This window comes from Lysobacter sp. Root604, assembly GCF_001427505.1.
Classification (GTDB): Bacteria; Pseudomonadota; Gammaproteobacteria; order Xanthomonadales; family Xanthomonadaceae; genus Lysobacter.
Map to the genome: position 1 here is coordinate 48,513 of NZ_LMGS01000009.1, position 18,410 is coordinate 66,922.

The window sequence follows — 18,410 nt, forward strand, 5'->3', positions numbered from 1 at the left end:
GTTGACCCAACCGGAAGGCATATTTCCAGCAGGGCTATCGTCCTACTTCCCTGCTTCTTCCTTATCGGGCGCGTGCTTGGCTACCGCTTGGCGCAGCTCCAAACGAAAACGGGCACACGCGTCTAACCACTGGTGGTACGGCCACAATAATAGTCGGTAGTACCAGGGAAAGAGGATCTTTCTGAGCGGCGGGTCAAACCCAATCCGCTTGGCCAATCCGAGTTCCAAGACGCTGCGTCGTCGTGGGACAGGGTCTTCCGGAATCAGCTCGACGTCCTGCATCCAGAGCGACAGCATCTCCTTGAGCGGAACATGAAAGGAAATGTCGGAACCCTCGTAGCTGGAACAGTTGATCCCGCAAACTCGGCCTTTGTGATCGAAGACGGGTCCGCCGCTATTGGCACCGTAGATGGGCATATCCGACTGGAAGCATGGGAAGGGGAGCATCACCGTGTCCCGCGCTTCTGGATAATTGCCCGTTACATGCCCAAAGCCGACCCGAGCCATGTAACGCACGGCAAAGGTTTGGGAGGTTTCCAGAATCCGGCCCTCGCCCTCAAAACGGAACGTGGTAACGCCTGGATATCGCTCACCCGTGAACTCTTGTTCGGGCGACAGGAACGCGTGCGTATGCACGCGGGCACCACATGGCGGCTCCTCAAGTGTGAGCATGTGGGCAATCGTCGCCACGCCCTCCATGCCCTGCGGCGCTACCGTTTCAGTCAACGCCAGATCGAATCGGGTGTGCTTGTCGGTTCGCCTGAACGCCCTGCAGAGCAAGCGCCGGTCAGGAAGCGTCTGAACGGCGCAGATGGGACCGATATCCACACCATCGGGCCCGATGTTGTCGTCAATGACGTGCGCTGCGGTGAGCAGATGTCCGCTCGTAGTCAGCCAGATCCCGGTGCCAATCAGCTGTGCCGTCCCGTCAGGGCAGATCTTGAAGATGGGCGCCGTTCCCGCCAAGGGGTCATTGAGGGGTGGACCGCGCAGCTTTCCCGGGGGCATGCGAACGACCTCGTGATGTGTCGGCACTAGCGCTACATGAAGAGACGATACGGATAGACGTTTCCGGGCAAGTCCGGCACGTTGGCGATCGTGCGCGCCAGCCGCTGGGAGTAACGGATACTGACCGGCACGGGGTCATAGAGCGCGTCATTGTTCCAGTCCATCTTGGTCAGCGCCAAGGCTTCGTGTGCCATCAGCTCCAGCGCGCCTCTGCCGGCATGTCGAACCAAGTTGAGGGGCTTGGGGATGCTCTTCTTTCCCTGATAGTAGTTTCCCGTATTGGATACGCCGGGGGCATTGCCGGCGACCCAGATCAGGGCCGAATTTCCCGAGCGGACCACCATCGTCCCGCGCGGCACCGGGTACGCGGCAGCCTTGCTGAGGGGTTTTGACCGACCTGTAGGTAGTAGCCATACGCCTCGCCAGCACGAGGCAGCACTTACCTCGACACATTCGATGTCTGGAACGCCAGCCAGTGCGTCGAAGGCGCCCTCGATCTCTTCCTGCTTGAAGGCGGTGGTCTTGTGGATGACCAAGCGCTTGGGCAAATTGCCCGCGTTCCGGCCCTGATACAACTCCAAGCTTCGTGAAAGCACCGCGCGCATGTCATCCCGGGTCAGGAATGGATTACGTCGGGCTTCGGCTAAATCGGCAACGGGATCACGTGCTTCGAAAGCCACAAACTGCATGCCGCCGCCGTCCATATCGAACACCTGCGAGCAGCACGTGACGTAGTGGGCGTCACGCTGATCCCCTCGCAGCGCATAGGCTAAGCCAATGTAAGCCGTATCCTCGGGCACGCCCCTGAGAGGTGCCAGTTTCCATGGAGTGCCCGCTGCTTTGACATACAGCGCTGTCGCCAAGCGCCATGCGAGCGAGGCTTTGTACGGGAATGTGAATACTCTATCGTTAAGGACTTGCGTCGGAATGTTGTACTTGGCTCCTAGCGCCTTCAACGCATCGTGCGCATCAAAGTCCTGGGTTCTTGTTACCGGCAACCACGCGTCGGGAAAATGCACCAGCACAACGTCGAATTCATTGCGTAAGGCCTCCAGTCGCCGCAAGGCCGCATCCATCGCCCGGAAGAGCCTGGCCTGGGGGTCACCTGCACCGGGCAGCTGGCCCAGCGAATCCGGCCATTTGATGTGCGCAGCGGCCGGTGCAGCCTCCAGTTTCACCCGGAACAGGGCCTCAAAACCCGGATAAGGAGGCACGTATTCCGTACGATCACCCGGCTGATGGACGTTGCGCAAAGACTTCATAAGCGCACCGCGTCGCTTGAATGCGCTGTCGGGGCCGACCGTAGCGATTCGTACGCTGGCGGTGTATCCGCCAAAAGAGCCTTTTGAGTACGGGCCATAGTTGAGGAGCCCACGCAACGGATGCACATCGACCTGCGAACTGTCCGAAGACGAGAACGACAGCAACGGTTCGTCTAGCAAGGTAAAGGGCGGGAGCTTGGAAGCCAGAGCGGAACCAGCCATCACGTCGTCCTGTCGAAGTAGTCGTGGTGATGGCCAGGCCGGCTCCAGCCCGTGAACGGAGATAAGGTGAACCCGGCATCGATCCCGGCACCCTGCTCTAGACCAAACGCGCGCATGGTGCCGTCCCGCGTTGAAGTCAGAAGGTTGAACCAGGCATGGATGATGGCGGTCCACTCCTTGTTGCGCCGCAGAGCCCATCGCTCTCGGCGCCAGTCGCCGGCGGGATCTCCCCCTCGTCGGACGTACGCGACGCCAAGCACATCGTGCTCGGCCTCCGATGCAGAACTTGGCTGAGCCTCAGGCTGCACCTCTCGAGGGATATCAACGAATGTGTACGGCTCAAATCCGCACCACCACCGCTGCTCAATCCGCTCCAGCTTCAAGAAGATGCCCTCTTGAAAGGGATATCCCAGCTTGTCGACGGTTCCCGTCAAGGCACTGGCATAGGCCGTTCGCAACGGTGCAAGCAGACCGTTTCGCCTGCGCGTCCATTCCGCGTCATCCCCCTCCCGAGGCAATGACACGATCAACGAGTGACCTGAGCGTTTGAATCGAGGGATGATTGGCCTGTGACGCGACAATGCTTTAACCAACGCGTCATAGAGTAGACCAAGCGCCCAGCTGTCCCGTGTCGCATCCAGCTCCATCGTTCCAGCCAGCTTGGGCCCCAGCGGAGTCAGCGCCGCCAGTACGTCTTCGTCTTTGCCAAACACCGCCAGCTCTCGGCCGTTGGCAGCCACGATCGCCCGGCACCGCTGTGCTTTGAGCAGTTCTCGCACCGCGGGCGAGGTTGTAGCCTGGGCCAGCGTAATACGGCGTGCCACATTTGGCATCGACTCGACCAGTAGTGCCGAGTACCTGAGCACCGGGAAAGCCCTGGCTTCCGTCTCGGGCAGGTTCACGGCCACCAGACGCGGCTGCGTGCGGCTCTGCATCACGTGTTCCATGAGCTCAGGCACCAAGTCAACGTGCTTGATGACATCACCCGCCAATTCATCGAAGGTCTTGCATTCGACCACCGCGACATCGACGCCGGCCAGGTGCGCGTTTTCAAGGAACTGGGTTACGGCAGGCAGTAATCGGGAGGCCGATGATGTCACCCAATACAACCCATTGGGGAAGGGCGTCGTCTCTCGCAACACGGAACTCAATGCTTCCATAACCGAAGCATCGCGACCACTGTAGCCGACGAACACCATGCCAAAGCGCTTGCTGGCTTCGACCAACACATGCCGCATGCGTTCGTCTTGCCTCTCCAACTCCGAGTCGGTGTTCTTGATGGCTATGGATTGGTAATCGCCATGAAGTTTGGCGACCAGGGGCCAGTCAGATTCGTTAAGGCAGCGCATCGCCCGCTCACCCGAGTCGATGGCTGCCACCGTCGGACGGGCTTGGTCGGCCGCCGGAAGAAGTGTATTAGCGGCGAGCGCAGACTCCTCCACCAACGGGTCAAAGTTGGTGGTGAATACACAATCGACTTTCCGAGCTGCAATCAGACTGCCGAGTACCCGATGCCCAAAACAGGGCGTACCTTTGGAGATGGCGTCATCGATGTATTGCCGACGGTGCCTGGCGTGGGGATAAACCGCCTCAAACGCCGCTGCGTACTCAGTGGGATCTCCATCGGGCGGCAGCAACGAGGTTCGCTTGAAAAAGTCGTCAATGCGATCAATCCAGACCTGATCGGTCGGATCAATTTCGCGCTTGGACAAGTTGGTCTCGCGACAGAAAATCTGGGCCTTGAAGTCCCGGATCATTGCGTAGCCGGTGGGAATGCCCGAGGCAGCCGAGGCGCCCGCGCCTAGAAACCAGGCAACCAGATTGGGTCTCAATGCGAACGCGGTTGCGAATGCTCTGGCCGAAATGGTGGGAATCGAATACTCCACAGCTCTCCTTGCATCTTGGATAATGGCCTCGTCCTACGGCCGAGCTTTTTGCGGCTCAACCGCTACTGCCCAACATGGCGCTATTCCCCCTGCAAGCCTAAGCCACCGGCCTACCTAGGAGAGCCGAAGCCCTCGGGCACGGCACGTGATTGGCGTCAGGCCGCCGACAGGCGATGGCGTGCCCATAATCTTGGCAGTAGTAGCAGACCAAGGCCACGGCCCTCAATGACACACGATCGCGGCAGCGGTCCTCCAGACCAGGCTGCCCCGGGTCTGGGTTGGGACGATCGGAGCGTGCCGGGTCTATCCGCTCCACGCGGGTGATTGGCCATGCGGTCGATTGTGCCGGCGGCCTACGCTGTGCCACGCACACCATTGCCTGTCCGCTGAGCCCAGCGGGCCTCGGAGCCATGGCATCTGCGGGACGCATGCCCTCCAGGCACTCTCCCGAACTCACCAAAATCACAATAAATCGTTGATTTTATTTCGTTTTAGTATTCATTAGATCTGGGACGAATCCGCGGCATCCAGATCCTGAGTTACGGGTGACCCGCGCTGCGGGAGCTACGCGTACGCCGCCCTCGACCCTGCCCGATCCGAAGATCAACCGCGGGAATGCCCATGGCACACGAAGCCCAATGCTCTTGGGCTTGTTTGCAGTGCAACACGAACGGGTGCGAGCCCACCCGGCGCCAGGAACGCGGTAACGTAGGAACGGGGCAAGGTGGGCCCGGGACAAGACCGGGAACGGTGGCTTTTCCTAAGGGAGGAATCATGTCCGGATCGAATAGGCGTCGTCGAGGCGGCGGCGCTCCGGTAAGTCCATGCTCGACACTCACGTTTGACGCCACCGTCAATTCACCTCAAGCCACGGCACTGGCTACCCTCGCGGTGGGTGATGTGCTCGAGCTGACGCTAATGACCGGCGGACAGGGGGTGGCCGTGATGAAGAACGCAGCCATCGTGGGGACGTTAACCGGGATTCGCGTCGCGCAGATGATTAACTGCATGAATTCCGGGTTCGACTACAAAGCAATCGTCAGCACGCTCAATGGCGGACAGTGCGTAGTCCGGGTGGAGCTCTTGTGAGCATCGGCGTCATCGGTGGTGCTTACATCGAAGTGTGCTCTTACCCCCGCTCTACTGTGTACCGCGGAAGTGGTCTTCGAGCCGCCTGCGTGCTGGCAGGTTTGGGAGACGGCGTGGGCCTGTACACCGTTTTGGGACAACCACTGGCGGAAGACTTCGAGAAGATCGCCCAGATCAAGGGCATCGAGCTTCATGCTAGCAAGCGTGCACGGGATATCAGCTTCTACTACCAGCACCCGCTTGATCAACCAGAGATCGCGGCGGGAGATGAGCCGTTGACTCAGCCGCCACAGGTGCCCGTACTGGACAACGCACTGGTGTTCGGCATGATCGAGGGCCGGCCAGAGGTACACGCACAGGCAGTGGTCTATGACCCGCAGGATGGGGAGCACGCCCAGCCATTTGAAGCGAACGGGTCCACGGCCGAGCGCTTGGCCATCGTCGCCTCGCTATCGGAGGCGCGAGTCCTGTCCGGCGAGCAGACACCCGAGGACGCAGCCATTGCATTGCTGCGCGGCGGCGCGGAGGTGGTCATCGTCAAGTGCGGCATGCTTGGTGCTGTGCTTGCCACCTCGGACCAGCCACCTACCTGGATTCGAGCCTTTCCCACCGATTTAGTGTGGAAGATCGGATCCGGAGACGTCTTCTCAGCCGCGTTCGCCCACGCGTGGCTCCGAGAACGGGCACCTGCCCTTGAAGCGGCTTGGTTCGCCTCACGGTCGGTCGCCGAGTACGTCCGCACGCGCCGCGAGCGATTCAGTGATCAGGATTTGATCAGGCTGCGCCAGGAAGCCGCCGCCGCCGCACGCCCCCGAGGTCGACCCTTGGTGAATCCCAAGCCGGTTTACCTGGCAGGGCCCTTTTTCAGTACGGCCCAAACGTGGCTGATCGAGGAGGTGCGGGCCGCGCTGATGGACGCGGGCATGCAGGTCTTTTCTCCGATCCATGACATCGGCGAGGGGCCAGCACACGAGGTTGCCCCCGCAGACCTGCAGGCGATCGACCAGGCGGGGTTGGTGCTTGCACTGCTGGATGGCCTGGATGCCGGGACCCTGTTCGAGGTCGGCTATGCCCGGGCGCAAGGCATTCCGGTGGTGGGGATCGCCGAGTGTGTCGACGAACCCCAGCTGACCATGCTGCTGGGGTCTGGATGCATCATTCGCGACGATCTGTGCAGCGGGATCTACGAGGCCTGTTGGCAGCTCATCTGCGATGACTGAACTACTGCTGCTCTCCGGGGGCGTAGACTCCGCTGCCTTGGCGGTCCTGCATCGCCCCCAGGTGGCACTCACCGTGGACTATGGTCAACGTGCCGCACCGGGTGAGATCTCTGCCGCCCGTTCAATATGCGCAGAACTGGGGCTGCGCCACGACGTGATACACGCTCCCCTTGAGGGTTTAGGGTCTGGATTGATGGCCGGCGCTGAGCCATCGCCACTCTCAGAGCACGTTGAGTTCTGGCCCTTTCGCAACCAGCTGCTGTTGACCATTGGCGCCATGTACGCCGTGCGCCATGGCGTGAAGCGAGTACTGATTGGAACGGTGGCCACGGACATGCGACACCGGGATGGCTCTACTGACTTTCTCCGTCGCGCACACGATCTGATCCACGAACAGGAGGGCGGCATCGAAGTGCTGGCACCCGCCCTTCATGAGGATACGGCCACCTTGGTACGACGCGCCCAAGTTCCTCCCTCGATACTGGGCTGGACACATTCTTGCCATGCCGGCCCCTTGGCATGCGGTCAATGTCCCGGGTGCATCAAGCACTCCAATCTCATGGAAGAACTTGATTGGAACCGCTAACAGTCATTATTACGCCGCCAAACTGCTGCCCGGATGATGAGCTGCCAGCAACTGTAACGGCAGATCGCCGGCCTCGCGCATGCCATCCCAGATCAAACAATCCAAGGCTGCCGGACGCAGCCCCAAGGCAGCAGAGAAGCTGAGGAAACGCGCTTCCATCGACAAATAGTCTTTCTCCACCCGATCCTGTCGAGTGAACAAACCACAGAGCAAACCTGCACGGATAAGGTGGATGTCGAGAATAGCTACTTCGTCCGAATCGAAGACGTTGCGTACCACCCAACTGGCAGTCTTGTAGCCCACACCCGGCAACTGCATCAGTTGGTCTCGCGCAGCCCTACCGTGCGTATCCTCCAAGTGAAGCTGGCCTATACGCTCCATGGCCCCAGCCAGGAACTTAGCCTTCTGGTTCGGGTAGCGATAGCGCACCTGGCGCCCACCCACCTCCAGCGGCTCCAGCAACGTTTTAGCCCAGACCTCAGGGTTGGGTTCGCGCCTACCGATCAGTCCGGTTTGTTCGCAAGCCTCGAAGGCAGCTGTCGCAAGTTCGGCAGTAATCCCGAACCCGCCCAGCAGGCAGAACACCAGCTCGTCTACAAGCCCTTCGCGCGCCCGATAGCTGCTGGACCCGGTAGTCTCCATCTGCAGCATCCACGCCTGGCTGAGCCAATACGCGGGAGTGAATACCATCCAAGGATCGCCCCATTTGACCCCGGGCATCAGATCTTCATCAGCAGAGGGCATCAGCCGCTCCGCACCTACCGGCCCGATGGGCAATGCGACTTTCCGCATCATGCGGCCTCCTTCAGGCGCGACTGCAGCCAGTCCAGCAACGCGTGTTGCTCGGGAAGCGAAAGCGATTCGATTCGGTGCTCAAGGCGCGAGCGGCGGCGGGAGATCACCTCGCGTTCCCTGAAGGTGCGGCCAAGATGGCCTGGGTCGTGCAGGTGACTGGGGGGCTCGAAGTTGAACCAGACAATCTCCTCTCGCAGACCGTCGTGCGCCTTGGCCAGGAAGGCATGGCGATTCCAACTCTTCAAGGTCTGCTCATACAACGGAGAGGCATAACCAGAGATCATTACCCTGCATGGCTGTCGTTGAAGGGCTTCAAGCAGCGCCAAGTGATCTTGTTCTACGTAGTCGAAGCGATACACCCTTTCCCGCTTTCGCGTCGAAGGCAGGTAAGGCGGATCGGCGTAGATCAACGCCTCTTCTTCCAAAACATTGTTCGCAAGCCAGTCCAACGCATCGGCTTCAACAAGGTCAAATCCTAGCCACCCCTGCGCGCGCCATTGGGCCACCACCTCAGGATCGATCTCGATTCCGATCTGTCGCCGCGCCGCCTTCTTATGCCGCATGACCGCACCTCCCCCCAGATGGGTTTCCACATAAGTGGTGTGCTGAGGCATGAGATTGATCAGCTGGGGATAGCTTCGGCCTTTTCCACCGGGATAGCGCATGCGCAAAGCCTCGCCAAATCCGGCGATGAAGTCAAGCGCCGGCGGGCCGCCCATGCCCATGCCCGTGCCCATGCAGCCAGAAGAACCTCCGATCATTGCGGGTCGGATTAACCTGCAGGCTCACGAACCGCGCCGTGCTGACACAATGATTTCTTTGAGGGCTCGCTGGCAGCCGTCTTGCGATGGACGCCCTTGAACCCTATCCCTTGACGACGCTCCCCTACCCCAGGCTCCTCCTTACATGGCCGCCAAACCTCCCGCTCCCAAGGAACGCGAAGTCATCCACGCTCGTCGCATAGATGACCTTCCCGCGCGACTGCGCGCTGCCAACATCTCTGTCCCTGGTTGGGCCCACGGCCGCAACTCTGAAGACGCCGAGCTTTACGCCGTCATTCGGCTACTGGCCAGTCGACGCTACGGGATGAGCGAATTTCCACTCACGCTGAAGAAGCGTGAGCGACCAGACTTCGTCTTGGCATTGAATGACGTTGTCATCGGCATCGAGCACACCGAAGCGATCAGCCAGAACGATGCCAAGGCGGCGGCGCTGCGCGATGACGGCCACGGACCAAAGGTGTACTTCTCAAAACCGGCCTCCGTGAGCGAACCGCCCAAGACATCGAAGCAGCTCAAAGAAGAAATCCTCGCCGATGAAATGGGGGATGGCTGGGTTGGGGATTCGGCTGAGCGCGGCTGGGCGGAGGCAATGACGCACTTCGTCGAGAAGAAGATGACCTCCGCCCAGGGAGAGGGTTACACCCGATATCCGCATCTTTGGCTGTTGATCTACGACCACTGGCCCGCACCAGCCTTGGATTTGCACAAAGCCTTGCCCCTGCTTCGCACGCAGCTAGAAGCATGCTCGGCGTGGTCCATATTCGAGCGGGTCTTCATCCTCGACGAGGATCTCATCGTGGAACTCAATGAATCCACGGAAAATATTCACTGCGTCAATCACTCCGAATAAGGAGGTCGCCATGCGCACCATCAGCCTGGGCCGATTCAATGCACTGGCCGCCTATTGCCGATTCGGTCCCGCCATGTGGTTGATTGAAGAGTGCGAATGGCTCGAATCCGAGGACGGGCAAATGTTGGGGCTAGTCTTGCGCGATCGGCAAGATGGTGACTATCAAGGCGCCATCCTGGCCAAGGACGCGCGAGAGCGGTTCCGCTGGATCACGGGAACTCCATTTTTCGACGATATCGAGAGCACAAGAGCTGCGCTTTTTGCTGAAGCGCAGGCCATTGCTCCCCGCCTAGATGAGGAACGTCTGCAAGGCGACGAACAGGGCGACCCGGTGGACTTCTTTGCCGACCACATCGCTCGGGAACGCATGAACCCGAATTTCCTTTGCCTGATCGACGAGCCTGGCTACAGCCCAGCTCGCGAACTCATCGCGCCCATGATGCGCTGGTACGACGACGTTGATGGCAATTTCGTTGAGCAGTTCCAAAGCACCGGCTTCGATTCTCGGCTCCTGGAGTTGTACACATTTGCCTTGTTGGTGGAGAACGGATTCAGTATCGACCGCACGCAACCGGCTCCCGATTTTCTCTGCGAGGATGGAATCGGCCCGATAGCGATTGAGGTGACCACCGCCAATCCCACCCAAGATGACAGGGGCAACATCGTTCTGCCTCCAGAGATCAGAACCCCGGAAGATCACACTGCCTATATCAAGCAGTACGTGCCGATCAAATTTGGCAGTGCCCTGACGTCCAAGCTCCGCAAGCGCTACTGGGAACGACCCCACGTCGCAGGAAAGCCCCTAGTCTTCCTGGTGCAGGACTTCCACGCCCCCATGTCCATGACATTTTCACGATCCGGACTCACCATCTACCTCTATGGCTACGATCACGAATGGGAACGCGATGCTGACGGCCAGCTGGTCATTCTTCCTCGTCAAGTGCAAGAGCATCGGTGGCTGACAAAAACGATCCCCTCCAACTTCTTCGGCCTACCCGATGCTGAGCATGTGAGCGCCATCTTGTTCAACAGTGGCGCAACGCTGCCAAAGTTCAATCGGATCGGCTATGTGGCTGGATTTGGCACTAGGCAGGTCCGCATGATCCGGTCTGGCACGGCGGTGGCTCATGACCCGAATGCCACCGAGCCACTCCGGTTTACGTTCGATGTTGCCGATCCCCGATATGAGGAAACCTGGTCGGAAGGAATGGATGTATTCCACAATCCCCGCGCTCTCGTCCCCTTGCCACGGGAGCACTTCCCCCTGGCCGCCCATCATGTTCTTGAACCTGATGGTCAAGTCCGCACCACCACGCCACCATGGCAACCGTTGGCCTCAGTAACCCAGATCATCATGCCCGCAGACTGAGAGCGCCCAGGGTAGAGAGGCCTTTACTCGTAGAGCAGACCAGGAATGTCGACTTCTCGCCGCAACGGAACTGACGCTGTCTCGCCTCATTGGGTACTCGCAAAACTAGTGCCTCAGTGTCGCTGGAGAATTCTGTGCACTAGTCCGCAGAACCTCGTGATCGAATTTGATGGGCAAGCCCGCCAAGTAGATGCCGCGGCGATCCGTCATGAGGTAAAGGGCCGCTGGCTGCTTCGGCACATCGTAATCAAGACACCCTCGGGTACATACAAGCTGTATGGGCTCGGCGCGGCGTTACTCGATCTACTGAATCGCAGTCTGTCTGATTGGCGGGACATTGCCCGCAATGCCTATGCCGATGAACTTGCGCGACATGTTGTCACGCTGATGTCCGCATGGGATCGCCTACATCATTCCTTGACCAAAAATTGTTACCTTGCCGCGCATGAAAGAGCGCAACTCATCGAAGACCTCTCCCCTCAGCGCACAGTAGTTGAGAGCGGGCAAGCACTTCTGAAACGACCTTATGCAAAAGCGTTCTCTTCAGCACCCGCGCTTCAAGAAACGCTTGGTAAGCTTCAGCCCTATCTCGACAAGCCCGAAGCGGCCCTTAGCCGACGAAATCGGCAGTACGTGCTCCATGAGTTAGCACACTGGCGGCCGCTCTTTGATCATTGCGAAGAGCGACCACTAACCGACGAGCAGGCCATCGCGGCTATCACGCTTGAAGAGAACACGCTGCTTGTGGCGGCGGCGGGCTCAGGCAAAACCTCTACGATCGTAGGCAAGGTGATCTATCTCATTGCAAAGGGTATTGCTCGACCGGACGAGATCCTTTGCCTGACCTTCAACCGCAATGCGGCGGCCGAACTTCGGACGCGCATTCGCCAGCGCCTTACATTGCTTTCTGCGCCCGAAAGCCCGCTCCCGACAAATTTTCGGAATCTGCTGGTCAGGCAACTGGCAGGGGCCTCCGATGTCACTGCCAAGACCTTCCACGCCTTGGGCGTGTGGCTGGTCCAGTCACGCGAAGGGAGCAAACATCCCAACATCTCCACCGACGCTGAGAGCAGCGAGCGCTTGCAGCGCGCCATCAGGAACTGCCTAAAGAATCCGGACTTTTCCGCCAGATGGTGGCTCTTCCAATCCGTGTACCGGACGCCCGACCCCGAACCCTCGCGCTTTGCCTCGCAGGAGGATTACGACGCCTATTTACAAAAAATCCTTCGGCAAAAATCTCAGGCCGAGGGTGTCATTACCCTGGCGGATATCGCGCCGGTGAAGTCACTGGAGGAGCTACGCATCGCCAACTGGCTGTATGTGATGGGGGTTGATTTCGAATATGAAACTCCATTTGAAGAAGGCCGGAAACGGCTCACAAATGCTGCTCGCTGGCTTGTCGACTTTTCCTATAGGCTACGGGGACCCCATGCCATTGAACGGGTAGTCCATGAGCACTTCGCACTCGACGCCGATGGGAAAGCCCCCACCTTCTTCAAAGACCCCAAAGGCTACGCGGCCTCTGCCAAACAGAAGGCGGTCGCCCTGCGCGCCCTCGATAGCCGTCATTTTTGGACCACGAGCGCGCAATTCAGACGGGGCACGCTCTTTGACCACTTGACAGCTCACCTTGCTCAAGCTGGCATCCCGCTCCGTCCCCGCTCCGCTGATCAGATAGAGGCCAGGCTCACCGAGATTGGACAGCACGCTGATGATGAGGTGATCGTCAAAGCCGTATCCAACGTTCGTGCCAATGGCCTGAAGAGCACCGATCTGTCTAAGCGGTGTAAGTCCCAACCCGACCCTGCACGCGCGCAGCTGTTCCTCAGCCTGGTACTGCCCATTGCCGAGGAAATGAATCGGCTGATCTCAGAAGAAGGCCGAATGGACTACGACGAGATGATTCGGCGTGGCAACGAGTACCTCGAACAAGACCCCTCCCTCTCGCCGTTTCGAATCTTGCTCGTGGACGAGTTTCAGGACACCGCACCGGGTCGAGGCCGAATGCTGCGGAACTTGGTCGCCGGGAAGGAGGCAGCCAGAATCTTTGGCGTAGGCGATGACTGGCAAGCCATCAACCGTTTTGCCGGCGCCGACTTGGAACTGTTCCTTCAGTTCGGCCCATCCTTCAATCGACGGCCTGGCGCAGATGCACGATGTGACCTCAGCCAAACCTTCAGGACGAATCAAGGTATTGCCGATATTTCGTCGCGCTTTGTCCTGAAGAACAAGGAGCAACTCTCCAAAAGGGTAGAAGCTGCCGACAAGACAAACCTTCGCGTGATTGACGTAAGAACCTACTATAAGGCTTCAGACGTCATGGAGCTGATCACTTCTACACTGGAGACTTGGCTGACGGTGTTTCCCACCAACGCGAAACCCACCGTTATGATCTTGGGCCGCTACAGCGCGGACTTGATTTCCGGCATCAGCAAGGCCCAGATTGACGCCTTGTGGAACGATTACCAGTCACGGATTAGCGTGGTGAACAACTCGCTCTACACCACCATGCACCGATCCAAGGGACTTCAAGCCGACCATGTGTTGATCTTGGGGATGTATAACGTCTACCACGACTTCTTTTGTTTCCCCAGTGAAATCGAAGAGGATCCACTGAACGACCTGACTCGTCCTCAAAGCCGGGACTTTCGGGATGCCGAGGAGCGCAGACTTTTCTATGTCGCGATGACGCGCGCCAAAAGTTCTGTCACGCTACTTTCCCATGAAGGCCACATGTCGCGATATGTGCAGGAGCTTATTCGCGAGAATCGTGAAGGCAGCGTTATCTACAACGGTTCTCCTGACCTGCCACCATGCTGCCCAAGCTGCACCATTGGCGTCGTGCTAAAAAGGTTCAACGCACAGAAGAAGAAGACATTCTACGCCTGCAGCAACCGGCATGGATGCGGAAGAATGTGGGCTCAGATATCTCAAACTCGCCACTGAGCATCGTTCGACCTCCAGGAGGCGGTGGTCACGTCCGGCCGCGCCAACTGGTTTGGATCTGCAGACCAACGCTTCTGCGCCGATGGATCCCTCGACATCGCCCATCACACCGACGGCGGTTGTAGCTAGTGACTTTCGTCCATCCCGCTCGAGACCCTAGGCGATTCGCCGGATGCCAAGGCAGAACGCCCCATCGGCTTTTCGCGCCATCCTTCTTCAGATGAAGGTCGCTGCCGTCGGCGTTTGTCCGTTATGGACAACCGTCCACAGAGCTTTCGTGTCCACTGGTCCATTGTGTTCTTGCAGGCGTAGATTCTCGACCTGAGACGCCCTATGCGTCCCATCCCTCGCAAGTCAGGCAGATAAGGTTGCAGCCATGACCATAGAAGGCACCTCAGGCCAGGGACAAACCCTTCACCGATCTTTGGACAGTTCCAGTCCGAATGGGACCGGCGCGCGCTGGAAGTGCTGCGCGAGCCGCTGGAGTCGGGCGTGGTCACGATCTCGCGCGCCGCGCGCAGCAGCGAATTCCCCGCGCGCTTCCAGCTGGTCGCCGCCATGAACCCCTGCCCCTGCGGTTGGGCCGGCGATCGCAGCGGCCGCTGCCATTGCGGCATCGACGCGATCCGTCGCTATCGCGCACGCGTGTCCGGGCCGATGCTGGACCGGATCGACCTGCACATCGAAGTGCCGCGCCTGATGCCCACCGAGCTGCGCGCCGACGCCCCGCCCAGCGAATCCAGCGCCGAGGTGCGCGCCCGCGTCGCCCACGCGCGCGAATTGCAGCGCAGTCGCGCCGGCAAGGTCAACGCGCAACTGACCCAGGCCGAAACCTCGGCCACCTGCCGCCTGGAGGATCGCGACTACAACCTGCTCGAACGCGCGGTGGAAAGCCTGCAACTATCGGCGCGCTCGGCCCACCGCATCCTGCGCGTGGCGCGCACCATCGCCGACCTGGCCGGCAGCCCGCGCATCCACAGCGCGCACCTCACCGAGGCGATCGGCTACCGTCGCGCGGAGCGTGGGTCGGCGATGCAGGCCGCATGAGAGGCGGCTTCGCCGGCGGACCGCGATCTGCGTCGCTCGGTGCGGGGCGGCGTAAAGGGCCGCTCGCGACGATCGGTCTGCACATCGCGCCGTTCGCCTAGAGCAGCGGCGCTACCGCAGCCTTCTGGCCCGGACGGCGAAAGACAACGCGCGCTCGTCAGCGGGGCCGCGACGCTCGTTGCACGGCATCCGCCGCCAAAGCCTGCGCCAGGGCGGCCACCGCTTGTGTGCCGCGTCCGCCCGCGGCGAGCTCGATCAGGAACGCAGCGCCGGTCAGCGCCCACAGCACGTCGACCAGATCGTCGGCCGCGCCGGCGCGCACGTCCATGCGCTCGACCAGCACGCGCAACACGCGGCGGCGGCGTTCGTTGCGCTCGCTCAATCCTTGCTTGAGCTCGGGATCGCTCGCGGCCGCGGCCAGCAAGGGGGCCATCACCGTGCGTCCGTCGACGAAGAACTCGCAGAACACCAGCACCACCTGGGCCAGCGCGGCCTGCGGGTCCGGCATTGCCATGGCCGCGGCGATGCGCTGCAGACCGCCGCTCACGGCGAGGTCGTCGAACACCGCTTCGAGCAGGGCGCGACGCGAGCCGAACTGGTGATAGACGGTCAGGCGGGTCACGCCGGCGCGCTTGGCCACCGCCTCCAGCGAGAAGCCGCCCAGACCCTCGTCGCCGGCCAGCAAGTCGCGCGCGGCGGCGACCACGCGTTCGCGTTTCTGCGCGGCGGCGGCGGCTCGCTGAGGGCTGTGGTACGGGCGCGGCGGTTCGGGGCTGTCCGGTTTCATGGGCGAAGCAGGGACGGTCAGCCCGCATCCTGCCCCAGAAGGTGCGGGCACGGCAGCTTGTTTATTAACTATACAATATGTACAGTTAATATTCGAACCGTCGCAGGAATCCCCCATGAGCCTCGCATTCGTCGTCGTCGCCGTCGCCTTGCATGTGCTGTCCAGCCTCTTCTGGGCCGGCACCACGTTCGCCTTGAGTCGCAGTGGTGGATTGGGCCTGGACGCCCTGCGCAGGCCGCAGATGGCGGCCGCGACGGCGGCCATCCTCAGCGGGATCGCGCTGTGGGCCTTGCTACATCGCGGCGGCGACGGCAGGGCCGAGCACGTGCTGGCGACCGGCGCGGCGGCGGCGCTGATCGCCGCACTGATCCAGTTCGGTTTGCTGCGCGGCGGGCGTGCGCTAAGTGGCCAGCGCGTGGCCGCGGGCCTGCTGGCTGTCGCGGCGCTGTGCATGGCGGTGGCCCGCTATGTCTGAGACCGCAGCCAACGACAGCTCAGCACCGCTGCTCGATCATTTGATCCTGCGCGTCGCAGATACCCAGGCATCGCTGCGCTTCTATCGCGAAGTGCTCGGCTTCGAGCGCGACCGCAACGCGTCCTGCGCGATCCGGATCAACGCCCACTGCATCGTCGACCTGCTGCAGCAATCCGCGCCGGAGCGCCAGCACCTGGCCTTCGCCTTCGATCGGCGCGGCTTCGACCAGGTGCTGGCGCGTCTGCGCGAGCGCGGCCTGGCCTACGGCGGCGCGCCCTTCGCGCGCGACGGCAACGCCGACGCGCTGGCCCATGGCGCGCGCGGATGGGCGCGCTCCTTGTATTTCTACGATCCGGACGGACACAACCTGGAGCTGCGTTGCTACACCGAAGCGGCGTCCGCTGCGGGAGCGCAGGCATGACCGCGCACGAGAGCGAGGCCCGCTATCCGGACCTGCGCGGCAAGCTCGCCGTGGTCACCGGCGGTTCGCGCGGCATCGGCGCGGCCACCTGCCACGCGCTCGCGCGCCAAGGGGTGCGGGTCTATGTCAACGGCCGCGACGGTGCCGCGATCGAAGCGGTGGTGGCATCGATACGCGCGGCCGGCGGCACGGCGAGCGGCGCGCCCGCCGATTGCTCGCAGTTGGCGGAGCTAGAACGCTTGCGCGACCGCATCGCCGCCGAAGCCGGCGCGCCGGACTATCTGCTCGCGTTCGCCGGCGGCGGCAGCGGGCGGCCGATGCCGGTACAGGACATCAGCGAACAGGACTGGCGCTCCAGCCTGGACCACAACCTCAGCTCGACCTTCTTCACCGTCAAGAGCTTCCTGCCCGGCATGCTCGAACGCGGCAGCGGCGCGATCCTGACCATGGCCTCGGCCGGCGGCCGCATCGCTTCCGGCGCGCCGGCGGGTTACGGCGCGGCCAAAGCCGGCGGCGTCATGCTCAGCCGCCATCTCGCGCACGAGCTCGGCCCGCAAGGGATCCGGGTGAATTGCATTTCGCCCTCGGCGGTGTTGACCGAGCGCACCCGCAACACCATCCCGTCCGAGCGCCAGCGGGACATGCGCGCCGGCTTTCCGCTGGGCCGCTTGGGCGAGCCGGAGGACATCGCCTCGGCCGCGTTGTTCCTGCTGTCGGACGCCTCGTCCTGGATCACCGGCGTGGTGTTGGACGTGGCCGGCGGGCGCGTGATGTTGTGAACCGACAACACGGCGCGCGATCCCGAGCCGAATCGCGCGGTCGCATCCCATCATCGCCACGCGCATCGGCGATCGATGGCGCACTCGCACGCAGCGCCAGGATTCAAAGCCTCGGCGCGAAATACAGCGCCATTCCCACGCCCGCCTGCCAATCGACGCTATCCGCATCCAGTCCGCGCAGGAACGACACGTCGAACTGCAAGCGTGGCGTCGCCGCCCAGGTCAGACCACCGCCCGCCACGCGCTGGCGCTGGGCGCCGCTACCGATGCCGGCTTCGACATAGCCGGCGACCCGTTCGGACACCTTGAATCCATAGCTCGGCGAGAACAGCCAGCCATCGCCGTCGCCCCAACTGCGGTCCAGGTACAAAGCGACGCTGCGATCGTTCAGCAGGTCCCACGCCGCGGTGATGCCCAAATCGTAAACATGGCCGCCATCGCCCACAGGGGCTTGGCCGACAGGCAGCGACGCGGTCGCCAGCACGCCTACGGAAAAGGCATCGCCGCCTGTGCTGGGCACCCATTTCAGGCCGAGCCGGCCATCGCCGCCGCCGTGTTGGCTGGTGCGCGCACCGAGGCCGCGCCGACGCACGCCGCCGTAGCTGTCCGCACCCAGTTGCAGTTCGACGGTTTCGGCCAGCCCGAAACGCAGCAAGGTGTCGGCGACCCAGGTACGCGTGCGCACCCCCTCGCTGTCGTCCCAGCTGGCGTCGGGCAATCCCTGTTCCCAGGCGATGCCGCCGCGCGGCAGGGTATCGGTTCCGAAGGCGATGCCCGGGCGGTCGAAGCCGGGCGCATCGTCGGCCCGGACCGGCGCAGCGACGGCGAGGCCCAGGAGGCACCAAGCGCTGGCCAGCATGAGGTCGAAGCGCTTCATCGCGGCTCG

Annotated in this window: 15 protein-coding genes and 1 pseudogene; 9 read left to right on the plus strand and 7 right to left on the minus strand. The window is 61.6% G+C overall.

The window, feature by feature from the left end:
• Window positions 1-42: 42 nt before the first annotated feature.
• From ASD69_RS08675 to ASD69_RS08685, 3 genes are read right to left on the minus strand one after another with little or no spacing between them, the layout of a single operon-like run.
• A complete protein-coding gene (locus ASD69_RS08675; RefSeq protein WP_056176874.1) occupies window positions 43-1,008 on the minus strand; it encodes a serine protease in 966 nt (321 codons plus the stop codon).
• Window positions 1,009-1,040: 32 nt separating this feature from the next.
• Window positions 1,041-2,492: a hypothetical protein gene (locus tag ASD69_RS08680; protein WP_056176878.1), complete on the minus strand. Its 1,452-nt coding sequence runs from the start codon at window positions 2,490-2,492 to the stop codon at window positions 1,041-1,043.
• Window positions 2,492-4,378: an SIR2 family protein gene (locus ASD69_RS08685; protein ID WP_235567190.1), complete on the minus strand. Its 1,887-nt coding sequence runs from the start codon at window positions 4,376-4,378 to the stop codon at window positions 2,492-2,494. Before ASD69_RS08685 ends, ASD69_RS08680 begins: the two co-directional genes overlap by 1 nt.
• A gap of 774 nt (window positions 4,379-5,152) precedes the next feature.
• On the opposite strand from ASD69_RS08685, the gene ASD69_RS21845 reads away from it, so the two are divergent.
• Together ASD69_RS21845 and ASD69_RS08695 are read left to right on the plus strand one after the other, a co-directional pair.
• The gene (locus ASD69_RS21845) at window positions 5,153-5,467 is read left to right on the plus strand and encodes a hypothetical protein (protein WP_157499119.1); all 315 of its coding nucleotides are present in this window, start codon (window positions 5,153-5,155) and stop codon (window positions 5,465-5,467) included.
• Window positions 5,468-5,580: 113 nt separating this feature from the next.
• Complete coding sequence (locus tag ASD69_RS08695; RefSeq protein WP_200943971.1) at window positions 5,581-6,687, plus strand: PfkB family carbohydrate kinase; 1,107 nt, start codon at window positions 5,581-5,583, stop codon at window positions 6,685-6,687.
• Window positions 6,688-7,282: 595 nt separating this feature from the next.
• On the opposite strand, the gene ASD69_RS08705 is transcribed toward ASD69_RS08695, so the two are convergent.
• Together ASD69_RS08705 and ASD69_RS08710 are read right to left on the minus strand one after the other, a co-directional pair.
• Window positions 7,283-8,068, minus strand: a complete 786-nt coding sequence (locus tag ASD69_RS08705; protein ID WP_157499120.1) for an 8-oxoguanine DNA glycosylase — start codon at window positions 8,066-8,068, stop codon at window positions 7,283-7,285.
• Entirely contained in the window at window positions 8,065-8,805 is a 741-nt protein-coding gene (locus ASD69_RS08710; protein ID WP_200943972.1) for a DNA adenine methylase, read from the minus strand. Before ASD69_RS08710 ends, ASD69_RS08705 begins: the two co-directional genes overlap by 4 nt.
• A 169-nt stretch (window positions 8,806-8,974) precedes the next feature.
• Between ASD69_RS08710 and ASD69_RS08715 the strand changes: the two genes are divergently transcribed.
• The 4 genes and pseudogenes from ASD69_RS08715 to ASD69_RS08730 all read left to right on the plus strand — a co-directional run.
• Window positions 8,975-9,700 (plus strand): hypothetical protein, encoded by a 726-nt coding sequence (locus ASD69_RS08715; protein ID WP_157499121.1) that lies wholly within the window; start codon window positions 8,975-8,977, stop codon window positions 9,698-9,700.
• 10 nt (window positions 9,701-9,710) lie between these two features.
• Window positions 9,711-11,069, plus strand: coding sequence for a hypothetical protein (locus ASD69_RS08720; protein WP_082576378.1), 1,359 nt, complete (start codon window positions 9,711-9,713; stop codon window positions 11,067-11,069).
• Between the two features lie 156 nt (window positions 11,070-11,225).
• Window positions 11,226-14,015: a UvrD-helicase domain-containing protein gene (locus tag ASD69_RS08725; protein WP_162250632.1), complete on the plus strand. Its 2,790-nt coding sequence runs from the start codon at window positions 11,226-11,228 to the stop codon at window positions 14,013-14,015.
• 441 nt (window positions 14,016-14,456) lie between these two features.
• Window positions 14,457-15,062: pseudogene (locus tag ASD69_RS08730) on the plus strand (ATP-binding protein); the annotation flags it as partial.
• A 157-nt stretch (window positions 15,063-15,219) separates the two neighbouring features.
• On the opposite strand, the gene ASD69_RS08735 reads toward ASD69_RS08730, so the two are convergent.
• Window positions 15,220-15,849 carry a TetR/AcrR family transcriptional regulator gene (locus ASD69_RS08735; RefSeq protein ID WP_056176897.1) on the minus strand — a complete coding sequence of 210 codons (630 nt, stop codon included), beginning with the start codon at window positions 15,847-15,849 and terminating at the stop codon, window positions 15,220-15,222.
• Between the two features lie 115 nt (window positions 15,850-15,964).
• Between ASD69_RS08735 and ASD69_RS08740 the strand changes: the two genes are divergently transcribed.
• From ASD69_RS08740 to ASD69_RS08750, 3 genes are read left to right on the plus strand one after another with little or no spacing between them, the layout of a single operon-like run.
• Window positions 15,965-16,324 (plus strand): hypothetical protein, encoded by a 360-nt coding sequence (locus tag ASD69_RS08740; RefSeq protein ID WP_056176900.1) that lies wholly within the window; start codon window positions 15,965-15,967, stop codon window positions 16,322-16,324.
• The gene (locus ASD69_RS08745; RefSeq protein ID WP_082576382.1) at window positions 16,317-16,745 is read left to right on the plus strand and encodes a VOC family protein; all 429 of its coding nucleotides are present in this window, start codon (window positions 16,317-16,319) and stop codon (window positions 16,743-16,745) included. The genes ASD69_RS08740 and ASD69_RS08745 overlap by 8 nt, the downstream gene beginning before the upstream one ends.
• The gene (locus ASD69_RS08750) at window positions 16,742-17,524 is read left to right on the plus strand and encodes an SDR family NAD(P)-dependent oxidoreductase (RefSeq protein WP_056176905.1); all 783 of its coding nucleotides are present in this window, start codon (window positions 16,742-16,744) and stop codon (window positions 17,522-17,524) included. Before ASD69_RS08745 ends, ASD69_RS08750 begins: the two co-directional genes overlap by 4 nt.
• A 103-nt stretch (window positions 17,525-17,627) precedes the next feature.
• Here ASD69_RS08750 and ASD69_RS08755 read toward each other — a convergent pair whose 3' ends face one another.
• Window positions 17,628-18,401 carry a transporter gene (locus ASD69_RS08755; protein ID WP_056176908.1) on the minus strand — a complete coding sequence of 258 codons (774 nt, stop codon included), beginning with the start codon at window positions 18,399-18,401 and terminating at the stop codon, window positions 17,628-17,630.
• Window positions 18,402-18,410 lie beyond the last annotated feature (9 nt).

Bases quoted from the DNA above. Each gene is read 5' to 3' on its own strand.
- ASD69_RS08750 (WP_056176905.1), top strand. From the start codon at position 16,742: ATGACCGCGCACGAGAGCGAGGCCCGCTATCCGGACCTGCGCGGCAAG.
- ASD69_RS08720 (WP_082576378.1), top strand. From the start codon at position 9,711: ATGCGCACCATCAGCCTGGGCCGATTCAATGCACTGGCCGCCTATTGC.
- ASD69_RS08740 (WP_056176900.1), top strand. From the start codon at position 15,965: ATGAGCCTCGCATTCGTCGTCGTCGCCGTCGCCTTGCATGTGCTGTCC.
- ASD69_RS08715 (WP_157499121.1), top strand. From the start codon at position 8,975: ATGGCCGCCAAACCTCCCGCTCCCAAGGAACGCGAAGTCATCCACGCT.
- ASD69_RS08755 (WP_056176908.1), bottom strand. From the start codon at position 18,401: ATGAAGCGCTTCGACCTCATGCTGGCCAGCGCTTGGTGCCTCCTGGGC.
- ASD69_RS08735 (WP_056176897.1), bottom strand. From the start codon at position 15,849: ATGAAACCGGACAGCCCCGAACCGCCGCGCCCGTACCACAGCCCTCAG.
- ASD69_RS08745 (WP_082576382.1), top strand. From the start codon at position 16,317: ATGTCTGAGACCGCAGCCAACGACAGCTCAGCACCGCTGCTCGATCAT.
- ASD69_RS08675 (WP_056176874.1), bottom strand. From the start codon at position 1,008: ATGCCCCCGGGAAAGCTGCGCGGTCCACCCCTCAATGACCCCTTGGCG.
- ASD69_RS21845 (WP_157499119.1), top strand. From the start codon at position 5,153: ATGTCCGGATCGAATAGGCGTCGTCGAGGCGGCGGCGCTCCGGTAAGT.
- ASD69_RS08705 (WP_157499120.1), bottom strand. From the start codon at position 8,068: ATGATGCGGAAAGTCGCATTGCCCATCGGGCCGGTAGGTGCGGAGCGG.
- ASD69_RS08710 (WP_200943972.1), bottom strand. From the start codon at position 8,805: ATGGGCACGGGCATGGGCATGGGCGGCCCGCCGGCGCTTGACTTCATC.
- ASD69_RS08680 (WP_056176878.1), bottom strand. From the start codon at position 2,492: ATGGCTGGTTCCGCTCTGGCTTCCAAGCTCCCGCCCTTTACCTTGCTA.